The following is a 15,798-nucleotide window of genomic DNA, read 5'->3' as shown; positions in this document are numbered from 1 at the left end:
GGTCGCGTCGATTATATCGGTCAATATGATCGCGTCAGGCGATTACAGCGTCGACACCATATGCCCGCCGTCGACCACCAGTTCGGCGCCGGTCATATAGCGCCCCGCGTCCGAGGCGAGCAGCAGCAGGGCGCCATCCAGATCCTCAAACTGGCCGACACGGCGCTGGGGAATGCGCGCTACCATCGCCTGGCCCGATTTGCTAGCGAGGAAACCGCGATTGATGTCGGTTTCGAAATAGCCGGGGCAAAGCGCGTTGACGCGGATGCCCTGGCCCGCCCATTCCAGCGCCAGCGCGCGGCTGAGTTGCACCACCCCCGCCTTGGCCGCGGCATAGGCGGCAAGATAGGTCGACACGCGCAGGCCCAGGATCGATGCGGTATTGACGATGCTGCCGCCCCGTTGCGCGGCGACCATGGCCCGCCCGGCCGCGCGCGCGACGCGGAAGACCCCGGAAAGGTCGGTGTCGATCACATCGCCCCAGGCCGCTTCATCCATGGCGAGCGCCGGGCCGCCCTGCGCCACGCCGGCATTGTTGATGACAATGTCAAAGGCCGGCCGGTCGAAGGCGGCGTCCACCGAGGCGGGATCGCGCACGTCGATGCGCACGCAGTCGGACTGCGCACCCGTGGCGGCGATGTCGGCTGCCAGGGCCTCCAGCCGGTCGAGCCGGCGCGCGGCCAGCGTGACCGCGACGCCATGGCGCGCCAGCAGCAGCGCGAAATGCCGGCCAAGGCCGCTCGACGCGCCGGTAACGAGCGCGCGCTTGCCCCCCAGATCGTCAAAGATTGCCATGGCTGGACCCCCGCCCGATCAGAACGGGACTTCGTCGTCCAGGTCATTGTCAAAATTGGGGCTGCCCGCGCCGCCGCGATTGCCGCCGCCCTGCGAGCGGTTGCCGCCGCCATAGCCGCCACCGCCCGATCCGCCGGACCCGCCGCCGAAATCGTCATAATCGCCGCCGCCAAAGCCGCCCGATCCGCCTTGCCAGTCGCTCACGCCCTGCGAGCGGCCACCGCCGCCACCGCCATAGCCGCCGCCCTGGCCGCCACCGCCCGGCGCGCCGTCGAGCATGGTAAGGACAGAGCCAAGACCCTGGAGCACGACTTCTGTCGTGTAGCGGTCGTTACCCGACTGGTCCTGCCATTTGCGGGTGCGCAGCTGCCCTTCGATATAGACTTTGGAGCCTTTGCGTAGGAAGCGTTCGGCCACGCCCACCAGCCCTTCGGAAAAGATGGCGACGCTGTGCCATTCGGTGCGCTCCTTGCGCTCCCCGGTCATGCGGTCCTTCCAGCTTTCGGACGTGGCGATGCGCAAATTGCACACCTTGCCGCCATTCTGGAAGCTCTTGACCTCCGGGTCGGCGCCCAGATTGCCGACCAGAATGACCTTGTTGACCGAGCCTGCCATGTTACCTCCGATAGATTGATCGGCTGTTATAGTGGCCCTGATCCGAGGGTCCAGAACAAAGCTAGGCCAGGCCCATCGCTGTGGCCGTCCAGTAGGTCAGGCCCGCCGCGACATAGGCGAGCGCGAACAGATAGCCGACCATGAACAGCGGCCATTTCCATCCGTTGGTTTCCCGTCGCGTCACCGCGATAGTGGAAATACATTGCGGCGCAAAGATGAACCAGGCGAGGAAGGCGAGCGCGGTGGGCAGCGGCCACTGGCTGCTCAGCCGGTCGCCCAGGCTCTGTTCCAGCGCGGCTTCGTCATCGCCCGCGTCGATCGAATAGACGGTGGCAAGCGCCGACACCGCGACTTCGCGCGCCGCCATCGCCGGGATCAGCGCCAGCGAAATGTCGCGGTTGAAGCCGATCGGCTCCAGGACGACGTTGAGGCCGCTCGCCACCCGGCCCGCAATCGAATGGTCGACCTGGCTGGCGGGATCGCCATCGGGTACGCGCGGGAAGCTGAGCAACACCCACAGGATGACGGTGGAGGTAAAGATGATCGTGCCCGCGCGCTTGAGGAAGATCACCGCGCGCTGCCACAGGCCGAGCAGGATGTCCTGCGGGCGCGGCCATTGATATTTGGGCATTTCCATGAGGAAGCTGCCGCTTGCGCCCCTGGTCACGGTGAGGCGCAGCACCAGCGCCACCAGCATCGCGCCGACGATCCCCGCCAGATAGAGGCAGAAAAGGACGAAGCCCTGAAGGCCGATGCCATATCCTATGTCGCGGGCCGGGATGAAGGCGCCGATGATGACGGCATAGACCGGCAGCCGCGCCGAACAGGTCATGAGCGGCGCGATCAATATGGTGGTCAGCCGGTCCTTGGGGTCGGCAATGGTACGGGTCGCCATGATGCCGGGAATGGCGCAGGCGAAGGACGAGAGGAGCGGAATGAAGGCGCGACCCGACAGGCCGACCTTTGCCATGATGCCGTCCATCAGGAAGGCGGCGCGGACCATATAGCCGGTCGCTTCCAGCATCAGGATGAAGAAGAAAAGGATCAGGATCTGTGGCAGGAAGACGACCACTGATCCGACGCCATTGATGACGCCGTCGACCAGGAAGGAGCGCACTATGCCATCGGGCAGGCTGTCGCGCACCAGCGTGGCGGTGGCTTCGGCCAGGCCCTCGATCATGGCGATGGGCGCTTCGGACCAGGCATAGACGGCCTGGAACATGACGAACAGCAGCGCCAGCAGCAGTGCAAGGCCGGCGATCGGGTGCAGGGCCACGCGATCGACAGCGGCGGTCAGGCGGCGCGAGGGGGTTTCGCGCACGATCCCGGCGCGGGCGATGCGTCGCGCTTCCTGCCGGGTGGCGTCGAAATCGCGATGGGGCTGGGCGGTGGCCGGATAGGGGGCGGGCGCGCCGTTCAGCAGCGCTTCCAATTCGGTGCGCAGATGATCCAACCCGCGCTTGCGCACCGCGACGGTCGCAATGACGGGTACGCCCAGTTCGCGGGACAGGGCGGCGGCGTCCAGTTCCAGCCCATCGCGCGTGGCGAGATCCACCATGTTGAGCGCGACGATGGTGGGCAGGCCAAGCGCGATCAGTTCGAGGGCAAAGCGCAGATGATTGTCGAGATTGGCGGCATCGACGACGATGACCAGCGCATCGGGCCGCTTTTCGCCGACCTGTTTTCCCATCACGACGTCGCGCGTCACCTGTTCGTCGGGGCTGGCGGGATCGAGGCTGTAGGTGCCGGGCAGGTCGACCAGCTCGACCGGGCGACCATCGGCGAGCGAAAGGCGGCCCGCCTTGCGCTCCACGGTGACGCCGGGATAGTTGCCCAGTTTCTGCCGCGCGCCTGTGAGGGCGTTGAACAGCGCGCTCTTGCCGGCATTGGGATTGCCGACCAGCGCGACGAGGGGCAGGGCGCTCATGCTGCGGGCTCCGACCCGAGCGTCTCCGGTCCCGTGCGCACGGTGACGGCGGCGGCATGGGCGCGGCGCATGGCGATGGTCATGCGACCGACACGGCAGGCGATCGGCCCGCGGCCAAGCAACCCGCCATGGTGCAGCGCTTCCACGCTGGCGCCTTCGCACAGGCCGAATTCCCGCAGGCGCTGCGCGTCGGTCGCGGACAGGCTGGTCCAGTCGATCAGGTCGACATAGGCGGGTTGGCGCAGCGGCAGGTCGGTCAGGCGCAAGGGATAGTCACTCATCAAACGATTTTGCGAGTGACTATCAATACCGGTGCGCGATGGCCAGAGGAATCGGTGTCGGCGCGGGATCAGATGGCGGGATAGCGAAGTCGGCCGACGAAGCGCGCAAGGCTGAGCCGTTCGCCGCCGCCGGCGTTGCGGAATTTCGCCTTTGCCTTTTCAAAGCGCATCACGTCTTCGACCCGGCGCGCGAGAAAGGCGCGGCTGTCGGCATGGTCGTCGCTGTCGTCGTTGACGAAAACGAGCAGGGTCGAGGCGTAGACGGCCGATAGCGTCATCCGCTTGGTATAATGGTTGAGGTCCGTGGCGGTATCGCCCGCTGCCCGCCACATCGCGTCGGCGGCGCGCCAGCCCAGCTTGCCGGCGTGAACAACATTGCCCGGCATGGCGAGAACAGCCAGCGCCCGGCGCAAGGCTTCCCGGTCGGGCGCAAGGAGGTTGAGCCGCGCTTCGACCAGCGCGATGATCCTGCGGCGGATCGATAAAGCGGACAATTGTTCGGCGGGCAGCGCGTCCAGCATGGCCGCATCGATGCTGGCGAACCAGGCGTCGATCATCCCCATGGCGCCATCGGCAAAGGCCAGTTGCGCGATATCGATATCCACGTCCTTTTCCTGCGCTGCCATTGCCACAGCCTGTGGCCGCCAGCCGTCGAAGGCGGCGTGACGGGGGAGTGTCGGCGCGAGCAGCGCGCGGATTTCGTCGAGGGTGAGGTCGTCGGTGTCGCTCATGACCGCAATCTAGGGCGCGCGCGCGTGGCGCACAACCATTTGCCGGGCTGTTCGTTGGGGCAGGGTTCCGCAAAAAGGCGGCATCAAGGGTTGAAGCCGGGCGGTTCACTCCCCAATTGCCGGACCGCACCCATTATAGTTTCAATATGAAACCCGTATAGCAAGGGAGATATCTGAGTGCCCAGCCTGTTCGACCCGATCCAACTTGGCGCGATTGCCGCGCCCAACCGCATCCTGATGGCGCCGCTGACCCGCGCCCGCGCGACCCGCGATCATGTGCCGACGCCCCTGATGGTCGATTATTATCGTCAGCGCGCTTCGGCCGGGCTGATCATCAGCGAAGCGACCGGCATTTCGCGGCAGGGGCTGGGCTGGCCCTATGCGCCTGGTCTATGGAGCGAGCAGCAGGTCGAGGCGTGGAAGCCCGTGACCGACGCGGTGCATGAGGCGGGCGGTCGCATCGTCGCGCAGTTGTGGCATATGGGCCGGCTGGTGCATCCTGCGGTAACCGGTGAAGCGCCGGTGTCGTCCAGCCCGATCGCAGCGCCGGGCCACGCGCATACCTATGAAGGCAACAAGGATTATCCCACGCCGCGCGCGCTGGAGGTTGCCGAGATCCCGCATCTTCTCGACACCTATGCCCATGCCGCCCGCAACGCGATCGCGGCCGGGTTCGACGGCGTTCAGATCCATGCCGCGAACGGGTATCTGATCGACGAGTTTTTGCGCGATGGCGTCAATCAGCGCAGCGACGACTATGGCGGCAGCGCGGACAATCGCGTGCGGCTGCTGCGGGAAGTGACGGGCACCGTCGTCGACGCGATCGGCGCGGATAGGACTGCGGTGCGCCTGTCGCCCAATGGCGAGACGCAGGGCACGGACGACGGCGACCCGGCAAGCCTTTTCCCGGTCGCCGCGCGGGCGCTGGATGCTTTGGGCATCGCGTTTCTGGAATTGCGCGAGCTGACCCCGCAAGGCACCTATGGCAGCAGCGACGTACCGCGCCAGTCGCCGCTCATCCGCCAGCATTTCAAGGGCCCGCTGATCCTCAACAGCGATTATACCAAGGAGAGCGCACAGGCCGCGATCGACAGCGGCGTTGCGGACGGCATCGCTTTTGGCCGCCCGTTCCTGGCCAATCCCGATCTGGTCGAGCGGCTGCGCATCGACGCGCCGCTCAACGATTGGGACCCCAAGACTTTCTACACCCAGGGGGCGGAAGGCTATACCGACTATCCGGCGCTAGAAACGGTTGCGTGATGGTGAGGGGTTCCGGCGACGGAACCCCTTTTCGCCTATGCGCCGAAGCGATCGCGCAGGGCCAGCATGGCGATGGCGGCCTTGGCCGCTTCGCCGCCCTTGTCCTTCTGATCGGGGCGGGCGCGCACCAGCGCCTGTTCCTCATTTTCGACGGTCAGGATGCCGTTGCCGATGGCGATGCCGTCCATGCTGAGCGCCATCAGGCCGCGCGCGCTTTCGTTCGACACGACTTCGAAATGATAGGTTTCGCCGCGGATCACGACGCCGATGGCGATGAAGCCGTCATAGCGGCCGGTTTCAGCAGCCATCGCCACTGCGCCGGGGATTTCAAGCGCGCCCGGCACCGTCACGACGTCATGCCGATGCCCCTGTTCCTCCAGCGCCGCCTTGGCGCCTTCAATCAACAGGTCGTTGAGATGGTCGTAGAAGCGTGCCTCGACGATCAGGAATTTGGCCATGTCGATAATCCTTACACTGTGATCGGACGCTGCCCAACCACGGCCAGGTCATAGCCGTCAAGCGCGACCAGGCTGTGCTGGCTGTTGGTCAGCAGGATCATGTCATGCACGCCGAGTTCCGCGAGCAATTGCGCGCCCACGCCATAGTCGCGCAGTTCGTCCATGTCGCCCGGCGCCGCGCCCTTGGCCGCATAGCGGGCGATGGAGGTCGACAGGAAATCGCCCGCATCCGATCCGGCCAGCAGGACGATCAGACCCGCGCCTTCGCGACCGATCATGTCCATCGAACGGGCCAGCAGATCGCTGCGTTTCCCCTGCGCGCCATAGATATCGTCCATCAGCGACAGCTGGTGCATGCGCACCAGCGTCGGCTGGTCGGGCACGACATGGCCCTTTTGCAGCACCATCTGTTCGGTGCGGGTCGCGCGGTTGTAGAAGCTGATCGCCTTCCATTCGCCGCCCCATTTGCTGGTGAAGCTGGTTTCGGCGCGCCGTTCGACCATATGGTCGTGGCGGCGGCGATAGGCGATGAGGTCGCGAATCGTCCCGATCTTCATCCTGTGCTTGCGGGCGAAGGGGATGAGGTCGTCCAGCCGCGCCATGGTGCCGTCATCCTTCATCACCTCGCAGATGACACCGGAGGGATTGAGGCCGGCCAGACGCGCGACATCGACCGCCGCTTCGGTATGGCCGGTGCGCACGAGGACGCCGCCATCCTTTGCGACCAGCGGGAAGACATGGCCGGGCGTCACGATGTCGGCGCGCCCCTTCGACCCGTCGATCGCGACGGAAATGGTGCGGGCGCGGTCGGCCGCGCTGATGCCGGTGGTGACGCCTTCGCGCGCCTCGATCGACACGGTGAAGGCGGTTTCGTGCCGGGTGCCGTTGTTGCGGCTCATCAGTTCGAGCCCCAAATGGTCGACCCGGTCGCGCGTCATGGCAAGGCAGATGAGCCCGCGGCCATGAGTCGCCATGAAGTTGATCGCATCGGGCGTCGCCATCTGCGCGGGGATGACGAGGTCGCCTTCATTTTCCCGGTCTTCGTCATCGACCAGGATGAACATGCGGCCGTTGCGCGCTTCGTTGATGATTTCCTCGGGACTCGCGAGCGCGGTGCCGCCTTCGCGCTTCAGCAGATAGGCTTCCAGCTTGCCCAGCGTCTCGGCGGTTGGGTTCCAGTCGGCTTCGCCCAGCTTGCGCAGGGAATTGGCATGAAGGCCGGCTGCGCGGGCTAGACCGGAGCGGGACATGCCGCCTTCATTGACGAGATTGCGGACGGTATCGAGCAGGGCAGACGACATGGCAGGACTCCAATCCCTATTTTGGGATAGCGACCATATCACATCGTGATGTGATTAAATCAAGGCCCGATCACACTGATCGCTGACGCGCCGACTGCATCCGGTCAAGATAGCGCGCCAGCACGTCGATTTCGAGGTTGAAGGCGCGACCATCCTCTAGTTTGTCGAGAGTCGTGGCGACGGCGGTGTGGGGGATGATGTTGAGCCCGAAATCCACACTGCCGTCGGGCCGATCCTCCACGCTGTTGACGGTCAGGGAGATGCCGTCGACGGTGATCGATCCCTTCGCGGCCAGCGCGGTCGCGAGCTGCTGCGGCGCACGGATGACGAGGCGGATCGAATCGCCCTCCGATTGCGCGGACACAAGATGGCCCACGGCATCGACATGGCCGGTGACGATATGGCCGCCCAATTCATCGCCGACCTTGAGCGCGCGCTCAAGGTTGAGCCGGCCGCCCTCCCGCCAAAGCCCCGGCGCGGTGCGCGCGACGGTTTCGGCCGACAGGTCGACCGCGAACCAGTCATCGCCCTTGTCCACTACGGTCAGGCAGGCGCCCGAACAGGCGATCGACGCGCCGATCGCCACGCCGTCCATCGCATAGCCGCAGCCGATGACGAGCCGCAGGTCGCCGCGCTGATCATGGCTGCGGATGGTGCCGATGTCGGTGATGATGCCAGTGAACATATGCCTTGCCCCGCTACGCAGAATGGAAGGTCGCTTAGGCGTTGCGAACCCGCTCGTAAACCTCCAGCCGGTCGACGCCCAGCGCGCGATCGTCGGTCAGCCGCCAGCGACCATGCGCCTGGGCGAGGTCGCTAAGGCCGATATCGCCGATGCCGGCCAGCCCGTAGCCGATGAGGATGGGCGCGCGATAGAGCAGCAGCCGGTCAACAAAGTCGGCGCGCAGAAAGGCCGCCGCCGCGCTCGCGCCCCCTTCGACCAGCAGATGATCGACGCGGTCGAGCGCGGCGATCTCCTCCGGCGCGCCGATCCGGTCCCACCCATCGGGTGCTGATCCGCGCGTCAAAAGGAGGCGGCGGGGCGTGCGATCCGCCAGGCCCGGTAAACGCACGTCGAGGCGCGGCGCGTCGGCGCGCAATGTGCCGCCGCCCACCAGGATTGCATCATGCCGCGCGCGTTCCAGATGCGCATGGGCGCGCGCCTGGGGACCGGTGATCCAGCGGCTCGCCCCATTGGCGAGCGCTATGCGTCCGTCGAGCGACAGGCCGAGTTTCAGCGTCACATGCGGCCGGCCGAGCGTTTGCCGCAGAACGAAACCCGCCATGGCGGCGGCCGCCTCATCCGCCATCAGCCCCATGTCCACTGCGACGCCCCGATCGCGCAGCCAGGCCGCGCCCTGGCCATTCGTCCGGGGATCAGGATCGCGCAGCGCGATAACGACGCGCGCGACACTTGCGCGCGCCAGCAGGTCGGCGCACCGCGGGCCGCGCGGGCTGAGATGGAAACAGGGTTCCAGCGTCACATAGGCGGTGGCGTCGCGCGCTTGTTCCATCGCCTGGTCCAGTGCCTGCGCCTCGGCATGGGGGCGGCCGCCTTTTTGCGTCCAGCCGCGCCCCACGATGCGACCGTCATGCACGATCAGGCAACCGACATTGGGATTGGGGGTGGAAAGCCCGCGACCGCGTCGCGACAACGCGATCGCCGCAGCCATGTAGCGCCGGTCATCGGCGGGAGCGGGCGGTTTCAGGGGCGGGCAACCCCCGCCGCGCCAGGGGTGGCCGGCGCGGCCTTCTCGCTCGATTCGGCCTTCACCAGCCGGTCGTCGAGCAGTTCGTTGATCGCCTTGACCGCCTGCTTGCGCTCGGCGGTGTTGCGCTTTTCCTCCTCGCGCCATTCGATGCCGAAGGCGTCGGCATAACCCTGCATCCGCTTCTGCTGTCGCACCAACGCCGCTTCGCGCTTGGCGAAGTCGATCTTCTGCTGGAGGATGATCGCGGCGTCGGACCGGTTGGCGTCCCAGCTTTCGACATAGATGATCTTGTTGCGGGTCGGCATGGTGTTGGTGTTCGCGTCGATCACGAAGGTCCAGATGATGACCCAGGTGATCGCCACCGACAGGCCGAGCAGCGGCCATTTATGCTGCCGCTGCTGCCGGAAATAGCTCCAGAAATCGCCAAGCGCATTCTTGGGGGAAACGGGACGGGGGAAGATCGCCATAGTCTTCCTATACGCCAAGGGCGGGACGGATGCAAAAACTGTCCGCTTGAGCGTGACGCCGGGTCTCGCGAGACGAGGCGGGACCCGGCGGCGTTTAGCGATCGGTCAGGGTAAAGCGCACCATCAGTATCTTGGTCGATGCCACGGGCGCGCCATCGCGCGTCGCGGGACGGAAACGCCAGGCGCGCAATGCGTGGCGCTGCGTTGCCAGCCAGAAGCTGTCGTCGCTCGCCTCGATCCTTTCGATATCCGTCACCCGGCCCTGCGCGTTGATGGTGACGCGGACGGTGACGGTCCCTTCCTTTTGCTGGCGAATCATCGCGCCGGGATAGTCGGGCTGAAATGTCGGCAGCGCACGCGGATCGATGGTCGCCTGCGTCAGCACCGGTTCGGGCAAGGCGGGCGGCGGCGGCAGGACGGGCGGCAATGGAATGAGCGCATCGCCCGGCCCGATATTGCCGATCACTCCGCTGTCGGCGGGCGGCAGAGGAACGATGGTGTCAGGCGCGGTTGGTTGTTTTGGCAGCGGCCGGGTGGGCAAGGCGGCGTCAGGGGCAGGATCGACCCGGTCCACGGGCGGGGGCGGCGGATCGGGTGGCACGGCGTAGGTGTCGATAGGCGGGGCGGGGTTGAAACGATCGATCACCTCCTTGGGGATCAGCAGGAAAGCGGCCACCACCAGGGCATGGACCGCGACCGTGCCGCCCAATGCCAGGGGGGACCGGCGCTCTGCCCCATAGCGCAGGGATGGGCCGTGGCTGTGTGCCGTCATCGTCTGCGCTGATTTTGCCGTCATCATGAGTCGCATCGCTGGCTCCTCTTTATCAATTGCATCCTCTCCCGCCGGGTTCTGGCCCGTGTCTGGAGACATGATACAACATCAAACAATGATATGTTGCAACATTATTTTGATGGAACTGAAACATTCAGGCTGCAACGGGACATATGACGGCAAAGCCTCTGTGCGAGGCGGTGGCGCATCATGGATCATCGTCAGGAGCCATCATGCGTTTGCCAGTTGTCCTTCTTGCCACCGGACTGATCGCGCCGTCCGTCGCCATCGCGCAGCCGCAGGGCGACGCCGGCGGTCCGTGGGCTGCGGATAGCGATCAGGACGGGCAGATCACGCGCGAGGAAATGCGCGCCTATATGGCGCGCCGCTTCAGCCTGATGGACCCGGACGGCGACGGGCTGGTCCCGGCACAGGCGATGCAGAAGATGCTGGGGCATGAGCGGCAGGCGCGGCCTGCTGCACAGCCCGGCCCAGGCGCCGCGCGGGGCGCACGTGGTCCGGGCGGCGGACCGGATGGCGATGGCGGTCGCGGTGGTCCAGGCGGGGCAGGTGGCCCGCCGCCCGGCGGTCCGCCCCCTGGCGGCGAACCGCCACGCGGGAACAGGGCGGATGCCGGCCCGCCGCCGCCCCGGCCCGGGCGCGTCATGCCCTGGCCCGAAGACAGCAATGATGACGGCCAGATTTCGCGGGACGAATTTCTGGCGCCTGCACTCGCCCTGTTCAGCGATGAGGACCGGAATGGCGATGGCGTGCTGAGCGCCGAGGAATTGCCGCCACCCCCGCCGCAGGGCGAAGCACCCGACCAGCGGGCCGCGCCGCCGACCGACTGATTTTCGGTTCGATCAGGGACCGCCGCCTGACTCTCTCCTCTGCGCGGCTGGTCTCGCCGGGGCGCACCGATTGGCCCGGTGCGTCCCGGCTCCATTCGTCACAGCAGCATGTCGATGGCGTGAATGGCAAGGCCGACCAGCCCGCCGACCAGCGTGCCGTTGATGCGAATATATTGCAGGTCGCGTCCGACCGCATGTTCAAGGCGGGTGGTGACGGTGCCCGCATCCCATCCGCGTACCGTATCGCTGACGAGGCGGACGATCGAATCGCCATAGCTGGCGGTCGCGCCCACTGCCGCGCGCCGCACGAAGCGATTGATGACGAGCCGCAGCCGCGCTTCCTGTTGCAAGGTGCCGCCCAGCGCACGGAGCGCCTCCCCCAGCCGCCCGGCCATGGCGCGACCGGGATCGCGCACCGCGCGCAGCAATCCGGCGCGCGCCTGTTCCCACAGGCCGTCGATCCAGCGCTGCATCGCCGGATTGTCGAGGATTTCGTCGCGGATGCCCGCAACCTTTGCCTGCATGTCCAGATCATATTGCAGGTCGAAGGCGAGCTTGGCCATGCCCTCTTCCGCCTTCAGCCGCAGTGGATGGCCGGGGTCCTGCGCCATTTCGGCGAGCAGCTTGCGCAGGCCCGACAGGATGGCGTCGGCCAGATTTTCGTCAAGCCCGGTCCAGCGCAGCACCTTGCCCGCGCGGTCATGCACCATCTGGCGGATGAGATGCTCGTTTGCTTCGAGCGTACGGTCGGCCCAGTGGATGATGCCGTCCATGACCGGACCGTGACGGCCGTCGCGCATCGCCGCCTCTATCGCCTGTCCTGTGAGCGGCGCGATATTGAGGGCGCGCAGCCTCTGGCCGATCGCGCCCTTGACCATGCCACCCAGCCGTTCCTGGTCGAGCGCCTCCAATATGTCCGCGATCAGGCGGGATGCACCTTCGCGCAGTCGACCGTCGCCGCCCGACGGGCTGGCCAGGAAGCGCCCGGCCGCTGCCGCCACGTCCATATGCTGCATCCGCCGCGCGACGACGGCGGGCGTGAGGAAATTGTCGCGCAGGAAGATGGCGAGCGTGTCGCCGATCCGGTCCTTGTTGCGCGGGATGATCGCGGTGTGGGGAATGGGGAGGCCGAGCGGGTGGCGGAACAGGGCCGTCACCGCGAACCAGTCCGCCAGGCCGCCCACCATCGCGGCTTCGGCAAAGGCCTGGACGAAGCCGATTGCGGGATGAAGATGGACGGTCGCACGCGCAAGGATGAACAGCAGCGCCATCGCGACCAGCATGCCCGTCGCCATGATCCGCATGCGCCGCGCCGGATGGGACGCAGGGGTCAGAGGCGGGCGGGGCGCGGCGAGCAGCTTCATGGGCAGGAAACGGTTACGCGCCCGTTTCGTTCAGGCAAGCCTCTCTTTTGGTCGAACAGTCATTGCCGCCTGGCCGGGTGCATTCATTCGGCGGGCGCATGGCCAGGCACCGGCCGCCCGTCGTCACCGGGCTTGTAGGTGAGCAACCCGCGACCCAGGCGCGGACCGACCCAGCTTTCCAGACCGATCGCCAGGCTGAACACCGCCGGCACGATGACCAGCGTCAGGATGGTCGACAGGATGAGGCCGCCGATCACGGTGATGCCCATGGGCGCGCGCCAGGCGGCATCGCCCGACAGCGACAGGGCGGTGGGCACCATGCCCGCGACCATCGCCACCGTGGTCATGACGATCGGCTGGGCGCGCTTGTGGCCGGCATCGATGATCGCTTCCTTCTTGGGCACGCCCTTTTCCATTTCCTCGAGCGCGAAGTCGATGACGAGGATGGAATTCTTTGCAACGATGCCCAGCAGCATCAGCAGGCCGATGAAGACGGGCATCGACAGCGGTTGCCCCGCGACATGCAGCGCCAACGCCCCGCCAAGCGGCGCCAGCAACAGCGAGCCAAGGTTGACGAAGGGCGGCATGATCCGCTTGTACAGCAGGACCAGCACAGCGAGCACCAGCAACACGCCCGAAAAGACGGCGATCACGAAGTTCTGGAGCATTTCCAGCTGCCATTTGGCGTCGCCCGCGTTGATCTTCTGCACGCCCTGAATGCGGCCTTCGTTGATCGCCTTCATCGTCGGTAGCGCGTTGATCTTGGTCATCGCCTGGCTGGTGACGAGGCCGGGGGCGAGGTCGGCGCCGACGACGATGCGGCGGATCTGGTTGTAGCGGCGGATCTGGGTTGGCCCGGCGCCGAAGCTGATATCGGCCACCACGCGCAGCGGCACGGTGCCGCCCGATACTGTAGGCACGGGCATGTTCTGGATCGTCGACAGGTCGCGCCGGCTGTCTTCGGACAGGGACACGCGGATCGGGATCTGGCGGTCCGACAGCGAGAATTTGGCGACATTCTGGTCGATATCGCCGATGGTGGCGATACGGATCGACTGGCTGAGCGCCGCCGTCGTCACGCCCATGCTGGCGGCGAGGTCCATGCGCGGCTCGATGATGATTTCGGGCCGCTGCATGTCGCCCTGGACGCGTGGGTCACGCAGTTCCTTGAGGCCCTTCATTTCCCCGACCAGCTTGTTGGCGGTGCGTTCCAGCAGCGCCGGATCGTCCGATCCGAACATCATGATGACGTCGCGACCAAAGCCGCCGCCCGATTGCGACTGGAAATTGACGCGCGCGTCGGCGATCGTCTGGAATTTGGGCGCAACCTTGCGTTCCCATTCCACCGACGTCATCGGCCGATCCTTCTTGAGCGTCAGAAAAATATCGGCGCTGGTCGGATTGATGTCGGCAAAGGCGGCTTCGACCGTCTGCGTGTCGGCCGCCAGCATGTCGGCGACCTTGCGCGTGATCGCGGTGGTCTGTTCCAGCGTGCTGCCCGGCACGGTTTCGATCTTCACCTGGCTGAAATCGGTGTTGATCGTCGGCTGGAACGTCATGGGCAGCGTGGCGAAGGCGGCGATCGTGGCGATGAAGGCCAGGACGCCCGCGCCCAGCGTCCAGACTCGGTGGTCGGTGAAAAAGCCGGCCAGATGATTGCGCACGCCGCCGCGCGCGTGGCGCGCCTTGGCCCTGCGGTCTTCGAGCGACCAGCGCAGCACGCCCATATAGCGGTCCATCATCCAGCCTTCGCCATGGCTCGCTTCACCATGGGCCTTGAGGAAATAGGCTGCGACCATGGGGGTGATAAGCCGCGCGACCGCAAGGCTCATAAGGACGGACACGACCACGGTCATGCCGAACTGGATGAAGAACTGGCCGGCAAGGCCCGGCATCAGCGCGACGGGCAGGAAGACCGCGACAATCGCCATGGTGGTGGCCAGGACGGCGAGGCCAATCTCGTCCGCCGCGTCGATCGACGCCTGATAGGCGGATTTGCCCATGCGCATGTGGCGCACGATATTTTCGATCTCCACGATCGCGTCATCGACCAGCACGCCCGCGACCAGGCTCAATGCCAGCAGCGAGATGCCGTTCAGCGTGAAGCCCATCATATCCATGAACCAGAAGGACGGAATCGCGGACAAGGGAATGGCGAGCGCGGAAATCATCGTCGCGCGCCAGTCGCGCAGGAACAAGAAGACGATGACGACCGCCAGCACCGCGCCTTCGATCATCGCCGACATGGCGCTGTGATACTGGCCGCGCGTATATTCGACGCTGCTGTAAAGCTGCTTATACTGGACCTTGGGATTTTCCTTTTTCAGCTGGTCCAGCACCTTCATCGCTTCGTCATAGACGGTGACGTCCGATGCGCCCTTGGCCTTGGCGATGCTGAAGCTTGTCACCTGACGGCCGTTCATCAGCGACAGGCTGCGCTGTTCGGCATACATGTCGCGCACGGTGGCAAGGTCGGCGAGCTTGACGGTGCGGCCGCCGGAAATGGCGATCTGGGTTTCGCCCAGCGCGGTGGCGTTGCGGGCATTGCCCAGAACGCGGATCGATTGTTCGGCGCCCGCGATTTCGGTGCGGCCGCCCGCCGAATTGATGTTCACCTGTTGCAGTTGCGCATTCACCTGCGCGGCGGTGATGCCATAGGCTTGGAGCTTGGCGGGATCGAGGATCACGCGGATTTCGCGGCTGACGCCGCCGCCGCGATTGACCGCCGCCATCCCGCTGATGCTCAGCAGGCGCTTGGCGATGGTATTGTCCACATACCAGGACAATTCCTCCAGCGTCATGTCGGTCGCTTCGGCGCTGAAATAGGCGATCGGGCCGCCATCCACGTCGATTCGCTGGACCTGCGGCTCCAATATGCCCTGCGGCAGGTCGCTGCGAATCTGGTCGACGGCGTTCTTGACGTCATTGACCGCGCGGTCGACCGGGGTGCCGATCTGGAACTGGACGTTGGTGAGCGACTGGCCTTCGGACGCGAAGGAGGTGATGTCCTCCACCCCGCTGATGCCGCGGACGGCGGCCTCGACGCGCTGCGTGACTTGGGTTTCCAGCTCGGTCGGTGCGGCGCCCGGCTGGACCACGGTGACGCTGACCATGGGGAAGCTGACGTCGGGATTCTGGTTCACGTCCATCCGCATGAAGCTGACGACGCCCGCCAGCACCAGGGCGGCGAACAGCACCAGCGGCGTCACCGGATTACGGATCGACCATGCGGAAATGTTGCGAAAGTTCATGACGCGCTTCCTT

15 protein-coding genes are annotated in these 15,798 nt (G+C 66.0%); 2 read left to right on the top strand and 13 right to left on the bottom strand.

All coding sequences use genetic code 11. From position 1 onward, the window contains the following. Positions 1-42: 42 nt before the first annotated feature. The 5 genes from SAB01S_RS15635 to SAB01S_RS15615 form a co-directional block, all read right to left on the bottom strand. Positions 43-795 carry an SDR family NAD(P)-dependent oxidoreductase gene (locus tag SAB01S_RS15635; protein ID WP_062734149.1) on the bottom strand — a complete coding sequence of 251 codons (753 nt, stop codon included), beginning with the start codon at positions 793-795 and terminating at the stop codon, positions 43-45. A gap of 18 nt (positions 796-813) precedes the next feature. After that, positions 814-1,410, bottom strand: a complete 597-nt coding sequence (gene ssb / locus SAB01S_RS15630; RefSeq protein WP_021226244.1) for a single-stranded DNA-binding protein — start codon at positions 1,408-1,410, stop codon at positions 814-816. Positions 1,411-1,471: 61 nt separating this feature from the next. Then, positions 1,472-3,337 (bottom strand): ferrous iron transporter B, encoded by a 1,866-nt coding sequence (gene feoB, locus SAB01S_RS15625; RefSeq protein ID WP_062734147.1) that lies wholly within the window; start codon positions 3,335-3,337, stop codon positions 1,472-1,474. Continuing rightward, positions 3,334-3,603: a FeoA family protein gene (locus SAB01S_RS15620; RefSeq protein ID WP_062734206.1), complete on the bottom strand. Its 270-nt coding sequence runs from the start codon at positions 3,601-3,603 to the stop codon at positions 3,334-3,336. The genes feoB and SAB01S_RS15620 overlap by 4 nt, the downstream gene beginning before the upstream one ends. Before the next feature lie 83 nt (positions 3,604-3,686). Next, positions 3,687-4,349: a COQ9 family protein gene (locus tag SAB01S_RS15615; RefSeq protein WP_062734146.1), complete on the bottom strand. Its 663-nt coding sequence runs from the start codon at positions 4,347-4,349 to the stop codon at positions 3,687-3,689. A 177-nt stretch (positions 4,350-4,526) separates the two neighbouring features. Here SAB01S_RS15615 and SAB01S_RS15610 point away from each other — a divergent pair, with 177 nt between their 5' ends. Then, entirely contained in the window at positions 4,527-5,609 is a 1,083-nt protein-coding gene (locus tag SAB01S_RS15610) for an alkene reductase (RefSeq protein WP_062734144.1), read from the top strand. A 35-nt stretch (positions 5,610-5,644) separates the two neighbouring features. Here SAB01S_RS15610 and ribH read toward each other — a convergent pair whose 3' ends face one another. From ribH to SAB01S_RS15580, 6 genes are all read right to left on the bottom strand, one after another. Continuing rightward, positions 5,645-6,067, bottom strand: coding sequence for a 6,7-dimethyl-8-ribityllumazine synthase (gene ribH / locus SAB01S_RS15605; protein ID WP_062734143.1), 423 nt, complete (start codon positions 6,065-6,067; stop codon positions 5,645-5,647). 11 nt (positions 6,068-6,078) lie between these two features. Next, positions 6,079-7,368 (bottom strand): 3,4-dihydroxy-2-butanone-4-phosphate synthase, encoded by a 1,290-nt coding sequence (gene ribB / locus SAB01S_RS15600; RefSeq protein ID WP_062734141.1) that lies wholly within the window; start codon positions 7,366-7,368, stop codon positions 6,079-6,081. 70 nt (positions 7,369-7,438) lie between these two features. Beyond that, on the bottom strand, positions 7,439-8,053 hold the full coding sequence (locus SAB01S_RS15595; protein WP_062734139.1) for a riboflavin synthase: 615 nt from the start codon (positions 8,051-8,053) through the stop codon (positions 7,439-7,441). A gap of 34 nt (positions 8,054-8,087) precedes the next feature. Next, positions 8,088-9,077 carry a bifunctional diaminohydroxyphosphoribosylaminopyrimidine deaminase/5-amino-6-(5-phosphoribosylamino)uracil reductase RibD gene (gene ribD, locus SAB01S_RS15590; RefSeq protein ID WP_281179056.1) on the bottom strand — a complete coding sequence of 330 codons (990 nt, stop codon included), beginning with the start codon at positions 9,075-9,077 and terminating at the stop codon, positions 8,088-8,090. After that, positions 9,074-9,547: a hypothetical protein gene (locus SAB01S_RS15585; protein ID WP_021226253.1), complete on the bottom strand. Its 474-nt coding sequence runs from the start codon at positions 9,545-9,547 to the stop codon at positions 9,074-9,076. Before SAB01S_RS15585 ends, ribD begins: the two co-directional genes overlap by 4 nt. 94 nt (positions 9,548-9,641) lie before the next feature. Further along, positions 9,642-10,355, bottom strand: a complete 714-nt coding sequence (locus SAB01S_RS15580; RefSeq protein ID WP_083951385.1) for an energy transducer TonB — start codon at positions 10,353-10,355, stop codon at positions 9,642-9,644. A 197-nt stretch (positions 10,356-10,552) separates the two neighbouring features. Between SAB01S_RS15580 and SAB01S_RS15575 the strand changes: the two genes are divergently transcribed. Next, positions 10,553-11,170, top strand: coding sequence for an EF-hand domain-containing protein (locus SAB01S_RS15575; protein ID WP_062734202.1), 618 nt, complete (start codon positions 10,553-10,555; stop codon positions 11,168-11,170). 98 nt (positions 11,171-11,268) lie between these two features. Here SAB01S_RS15575 and SAB01S_RS15570 read toward each other — a convergent pair whose 3' ends face one another. Together SAB01S_RS15570 and SAB01S_RS15565 are read right to left on the bottom strand one after the other, a co-directional pair. Further along, positions 11,269-12,534 carry a DUF445 domain-containing protein gene (locus SAB01S_RS15570; protein WP_062734135.1) on the bottom strand — a complete coding sequence of 422 codons (1,266 nt, stop codon included), beginning with the start codon at positions 12,532-12,534 and terminating at the stop codon, positions 11,269-11,271. 83 nt (positions 12,535-12,617) lie between these two features. Continuing rightward, complete coding sequence (locus SAB01S_RS15565) at positions 12,618-15,785, bottom strand: efflux RND transporter permease subunit (protein WP_062734133.1); 3,168 nt, start codon at positions 15,783-15,785, stop codon at positions 12,618-12,620. Positions 15,786-15,798 lie beyond the last annotated feature (13 nt).

It is taken from the genome of Sphingobium abikonense NBRC 16140 (assembly GCF_001598335.1).
Lineage (GTDB): Bacteria > Pseudomonadota > Alphaproteobacteria > Sphingomonadales > Sphingomonadaceae > Sphingobium > Sphingobium abikonense.
The sequence above is the reverse complement of the archived record's forward strand: the minus strand, read 5'-3'. Positions and strand labels throughout refer to the sequence as shown.

Coding starts and splice junctions, on each gene's coding strand:
- SAB01S_RS15595 (WP_062734139.1), bottom strand. CDS start 8,053: ATGTTCACTGGCATCATCACCGACATCGGCACCATCCGCAGCCATGAT.
- SAB01S_RS15570 (WP_062734135.1), bottom strand. CDS start 12,534: ATGAAGCTGCTCGCCGCGCCCCGCCCGCCTCTGACCCCTGCGTCCCAT.
- ssb (WP_021226244.1), bottom strand. CDS start 1,410: ATGGCAGGCTCGGTCAACAAGGTCATTCTGGTCGGCAATCTGGGCGCC.
- ribB (WP_062734141.1), bottom strand. CDS start 7,368: ATGTCGTCTGCCCTGCTCGATACCGTCCGCAATCTCGTCAATGAAGGC.
- SAB01S_RS15635 (WP_062734149.1), bottom strand. CDS start 795: ATGGCAATCTTTGACGATCTGGGGGGCAAGCGCGCGCTCGTTACCGGC.
- SAB01S_RS15615 (WP_062734146.1), bottom strand. CDS start 4,349: ATGAGCGACACCGACGACCTCACCCTCGACGAAATCCGCGCGCTGCTC.
- SAB01S_RS15585 (WP_021226253.1), bottom strand. CDS start 9,547: ATGGCGATCTTCCCCCGTCCCGTTTCCCCCAAGAATGCGCTTGGCGAT.
- feoB (WP_062734147.1), bottom strand. CDS start 3,337: ATGAGCGCCCTGCCCCTCGTCGCGCTGGTCGGCAATCCCAATGCCGGC.
- ribH (WP_062734143.1), bottom strand. CDS start 6,067: ATGGCCAAATTCCTGATCGTCGAGGCACGCTTCTACGACCATCTCAAC.
- SAB01S_RS15580 (WP_083951385.1), bottom strand. CDS start 10,355: ATGCGACTCATGATGACGGCAAAATCAGCGCAGACGATGACGGCACAC.
- SAB01S_RS15575 (WP_062734202.1), top strand. CDS start 10,553: ATGCGTTTGCCAGTTGTCCTTCTTGCCACCGGACTGATCGCGCCGTCC.
- SAB01S_RS15565 (WP_062734133.1), bottom strand. CDS start 15,785: ATGAACTTTCGCAACATTTCCGCATGGTCGATCCGTAATCCGGTGACG.